The 4,623-nt window shown below is 75.7% G+C and carries 5 protein-coding genes; all 5 read left to right on the forward strand.

The window, feature by feature from the left end; translation table 11 throughout:
* Positions 1–273, forward strand: a 273-nt coding sequence (locus IE312_RS40110) for a DUF3151 domain-containing protein (RefSeq protein WP_229899767.1), incomplete at its 5' end; no start/stop codon positions are given.
* A gap of 152 nt (positions 274–425) precedes the next feature.
* Entirely contained in the window at positions 426–1,274 is an 849-nt protein-coding gene (locus IE312_RS14890) for a tryptophan 2,3-dioxygenase family protein (protein ID WP_189981944.1), read from the forward strand.
* Positions 1,267–2,451 carry a kynureninase gene (kynU, locus tag IE312_RS14895; RefSeq protein WP_189981946.1) on the forward strand — a complete coding sequence of 395 codons (1,185 nt, stop codon included), beginning with the start codon at positions 1,267–1,269 and terminating at the stop codon, positions 2,449–2,451. The genes IE312_RS14890 and kynU overlap by 8 nt, the downstream gene beginning before the upstream one ends.
* A gap of 187 nt (positions 2,452–2,638) precedes the next feature.
* Entirely contained in the window at positions 2,639–3,523 is an 885-nt protein-coding gene (locus tag IE312_RS14900) for an alpha/beta hydrolase (protein WP_189981948.1), read from the forward strand.
* 162 nt (positions 3,524–3,685) lie between these two features.
* The coding region (locus IE312_RS14905) for an alpha/beta hydrolase (RefSeq protein ID WP_189981950.1) at positions 3,686–4,623 on the forward strand (938 nt) is incomplete at its 3' end.

Raw genomic sequence — 4,623 nt, forward strand, 5'->3', positions numbered from 1 at the left:
CAGCTGGCCGACGATGCGTTCGAGCGGGGCTCGGTCGTGGAGTCGTACGCCTACGCCCGTACGGGTTACCACCGCGGCCTGGACGCCCTGCGCCGCAGCGGCTGGAAGGGCCACGGCCCCGTCCCCTGGGAGCACGAGCCGAACCGCGGCTTCCTGCGCGCCCTGCACGCCCTCGCCCGCGCCGCGCAGGCGATCGGTGAGCAGGACGAGTACGAGCGCTGCACCCAGTTCCTGAAGGACTCCTCGCCGGCGGCGGCCCAGACCCTGGGCTGACCGGAGGGGAGTCACCGGTGTGGCCCGTCTGGCAGCAGGCGGGCCTTGCCGTACGCCGGGGCATTGCGCAGGATTGCGGGGTGGGGACCGGGGCCCCCGTGCCGGCATCGGCAGGGGCGGACCGCTACCCGGAGTAACAACAGGAGACAGCGATGTCCCAACAGGCTCACCCCCTTCCTGAGGCCGCTGAGCCCGAGACCCCGAATCTCGATTTCGCGGGGACGACGCCGTACGAGGACTACGTCAGGGCAGACGTCCTCACCCACCTCCAGCACACCCTCTCCGACGACCCCGGAGAGATGGTCTTCCTGGTGACCACCCAGGTCATGGAGCTGTGGTTCACCGTCATCGTGCACGAGTGGGAGACCGCCGCCCGGGCGCTCCGCTCGGACGACGTGCCCACCGCGATCGCCGCGCTGAAGCGCTCCGTGCGGGAACTGGAGGCCCTGAACGCCTCCTGGAAGCCGCTCGGCCAGCTGACACCGGCCCAGTTCAACTCGTACCGCAGCGCGCTCGGCGAGGGCTCCGGTTTCCAGTCGGCGATGTACCGGCGCCTGGAGTTCCTGCTCGGCGAGAAGTCCGCCTCCATGCTCGTACCGCACCGCGGTGCCCCCCGCGTCCACGCGGAACTGGAGAAGGCCCTGCACGAGCCGAGCCTGTACGACGAGGTGGTCCGGCTCCTCGCGCGCCGCGGCCACGCCGTGCCCGCCTCCGTGCTGCACCGGGACGTCACCCGGCGGTACGAGCCCTCGGAGGCCGTCGAGGCCGCCTGGACCGCCGTCTACGCGGGCGACGAGGGCGACGAGCTGGCCCGGCTCGGCGAGGCGCTGACCGACGTGGCCGAACTGGTCTGGCGCTGGCGCAACGACCACCTGGTCGCCACCCGCCGCGCGATGGGCGCCAAGGCGGGCACCGGTGGTTCCGCCGGCGTGGCCTGGCTGGAGAAGCGCGCCCGCAAGAACGTCTTCCCCGAGCTGTGGACGGCGAGGTCCCATGTCTGAGCCGACCCTGCTCGCGAAGGAGCTGGACCAGGCCGACGAACTGGCCCCGCTGCGCGACCGTTTCGTCCTCGACGACGTGGTCTACCTGGACGGCAACTCCCTGGGCGCCCTGCCCGCGCACGTCCCCGACCGGGTCGCGGACGTCGTCCGCCGCCAGTGGGGCGACCTGCGCATCCGGTCCTGGGAGGAGAGCGGCTGGTGGACGGCGCCCGAGCGGATCGGCGACCGGATCGCCCCGCTCGTCGGCGCGGCCCCCGGCCAGATCGTCGTCGGCGACTCGACCAGCGTCAACGTCTTCAAGGCGCTGGTCGCCGCCATCCGCATGGCGGACGCCGGCCGGGACGAACTCCTGGTGGACGCGACGACCTTCCCCACGGACGGCTACATCGCCGAGTCGGCGGCCCGGCTGACCGGCCGTACGCTGCGCCCGGTCACCCCGGCCGAGGTGCCGGGGGCGCTGGGCGACCGCACGGCCGCCGTGCTGCTCAACCACGTCGACTACCGCACCGGCAGGCTGCACGACCTGCCGGCGCTCACCGCCGCCGTCCACGCCGCCGGCGCGCTCGCGGTCTGGGACCTGTGCCACAGCGCGGGCGCGCTGCCGGTGGGACTGGACGAGCACGGCGTCGACCTCGCGGTGGGCTGCACCTACAAGTACCTGAACGGCGGCCCGGGTTCACCGGCGTACCTGTACGTGCGCAAGGGTCTGCAGGACCGCTTCGACTCCCCGCTGCCCGGCTGGAACTCGCACGCCGAGCCGTTCGGCATGGACCCGTCCTACCGCCCGGCGGCGGGCGCGGTGCGCGGCCGGGTCGGCACGCCGGACATCCTGTCCCTGCTGGCGCTCGAGGCCGCCCTCGACGTCTGGGACGGAGTCTCCGTCGCCGCCGTCCGCGCCAAGTCCCTGGCGCTGACGGACTTCTTCCTGCGGTGCGTGGCCGAGTACACCGAGCCCGGGCGGGTGGAGTGCGTGACCCCCGAGCGGCACGCGGAGCGGGGCAGCCAGATCGCCCTGCGCTGCCCGGACGCGGGCGAGGTGATGAAGCGCCTGATCGCCCGCGGCGTGGTGGGGGACTTCCGGCACCCCGACGTGCTCCGCTTCGGCTTCACCCCGCTGTACACGGGCTTCCGGGACGTGGAGCGGGCGGCCCGGGTGCTGGGGGAGGAGCTGGCCTAGCGGAGGCCTGGGGGGCGGGCTCCCGCGCCGCCCGGCGCGGGAGCCCGCCCGTCCCCGTGGCCGCCCGCCCTCACCGTGCGGACATGCCGGTGTTCCCGCACGTCACCGTCCTGGTACCGTCCCGGCCAACGACCGAGACCTCCCGCCTGGTCCCGCCGAACGTGTCCTGTCGCTGAGAGGTTGGAGCATGCCGGACGACGCCGCAGCAGCCCGCGCCGCCGCCGAGGAGGAGTCGGCCTTCTCGCACTCCCCGGTCGGTCCCGACACCACGGCCGCCTACGGTGACCACCCCGACCAGGTGATCGACTTCTACGCTCCCCGCCCCGGCCCGCACACCGCCTCCCCGGCCCCGCTGGTGGTGGTCCTGCACGGCGGCGCCTGGCGCGCCCGCTACGACCGCCGCCACATCACGCCCTTCGCCGACCACCTGGCCCGCCGGGGCTTCGCCGTGGCCAACGTCGAGTACCGCCGGGGCGGCGCCGAGGGGGCCGCGGCCGACGGGACACCGCCGGCCGGGCGCTGGCCCGACACCTTCGACGACGTCGCGGCGGCCCTGGACGCCCTGCCCGCGCTGGTCCGCGCGGCGCTGCCGCAGGCGGACCCCCGCCGTACGGTCCTGACCGGACACTCGGCGGGCGGCCACCTGGCGCTGTGGGCGGCGGCCCGCCATGTCCTGCCCGCGGACGCCCCCTGGCGCACGGACGGCCCGGCGCCGCTGCGCGGTGTCGTCGCGCTCGCCCCCCTCGCGGACTTCGAGGTGGCGGAGAAGCTGGGCGTCTGTGAGCACGCGGCGCTGCAACTCCTCGGCGGGCAGGACGGTTTCGCCCCGCGCCGCCCGTACGCCGACCCGGTGCTGCTGCTGCCGACGGGCATCGCCACGACCCTGGTCCAGGGCCGTGCCGACCTGGTGGTGCCGCAGCAGGTCGCCGAGTCGTACGCGGACGCGGCGGCGAAGGCGGGCGAGACGGCCGGGCTGACCCTGCTGGAGGACGTGGGCCACTTCCCGCTGATCGACCCGGCGGCCGACGCCTGCGCGGTGGTGGCGGAGGAGATCGCCCAACTGGCCTGGTAGGCCCCGGGGTTCCGCCTGCCGCGGGCCGACCGCGGTGCTACCCGTCATACCTGAGAGCTACCCCCGGGGACAGCTCCCCAGCGGGACGCCGACGACGCTCCCCGCTCCGTAACTTCCTTCCCACGCAGGCCCGCCACCCGGGCCCCGGAAAGGAAGCCACCCATGGGGCACCCCCATCCCAGCCGCACCCACCCCCTCCCGACGGCACAGCGGGGCAGGGCCCGGCGCGGTCCGGTGGCGGGTCACCGCCGCGCCGCACGGTCACGCGACTCCGTGCCCCCCGCGCGCCCCCGCCCCCTGCGTGCCCTCCTGTCCGCCCTCCTGACCGCCGCGATAGTCATCCCCCTCGCCGGCGCGGCCCGCCCCGGGATCCCCGCCCCGCCCCCGGCCGCCCCCGTGGTGCCCCTCACCCCGGCCACCCTGCACGCCGCCTACCGGGCGAACCGGGAGAACGCCGCCGAGGCCGCCCGCATGGCCGCCGCCCACGGCGACCCCCACCGCGCCGCGGCGGACCGCTCCCTCGCCTCCCCGGCGCGCCGGCTCCTCGCGTTCGACGGCCGGGGAGAGGGCCTGGCCACCGAGGTCCTCGGCGACCTCACGCGCGCACGGCACGTGGCCGTCCTGGTCCCCGGCTCGGACACCTCCCTGGACACCTACGCCCGCTTCCACCGGGCCGCCGCGTCCCTGTACGGGGAACTGTCCCGCCGCCACACCCGCGTCGCCGTCGTCGCCTGGCTCGGCTACGAGACCCCGGCCACGGTCAGCACCACCGTGACCACCGCGACCCGCGCCGGCGAGGCCGCCCCCCGCCTGCGCGCCCTCGTCCACCGGCTGCGCACCCTGACCCCGGCCGATGCCCACTTCTCCGTCCTGTGCCATTCCTACGGCACGGTGGTCTGCGCCCGGGCCGCCCCCGGCCTGGACGCGGACGACATCGCCCTCGTCGGCAGCCCCGGCACCACCGCGGACTCCGCCGCCGCCCTGCACACCCGCGCCCGGATCTGGGCGGCGCGCGGCACCGGCGACTGGGTGGCGGACATACCGCACGTCCGCACCGGCCTCCTCGGCGCCACCGTCGGCTTCGGCACCGACCCCGTCTC

This window comes from Streptomyces capoamus (genome assembly GCF_014654935.1).
Taxonomy (GTDB): domain Bacteria; phylum Actinomycetota; class Actinomycetes; order Streptomycetales; family Streptomycetaceae; genus Streptomyces; species Streptomyces capoamus.

Coding starts and splice junctions, on each gene's coding strand:
- IE312_RS14890 (WP_189981944.1), top strand. CDS start 426: ATGTCCCAACAGGCTCACCCCCTTCCTGAGGCCGCTGAGCCCGAGACC.
- kynU (WP_189981946.1), top strand. CDS start 1,267: ATGTCTGAGCCGACCCTGCTCGCGAAGGAGCTGGACCAGGCCGACGAA.
- IE312_RS14900 (WP_189981948.1), top strand. CDS start 2,639: ATGCCGGACGACGCCGCAGCAGCCCGCGCCGCCGCCGAGGAGGAGTCG.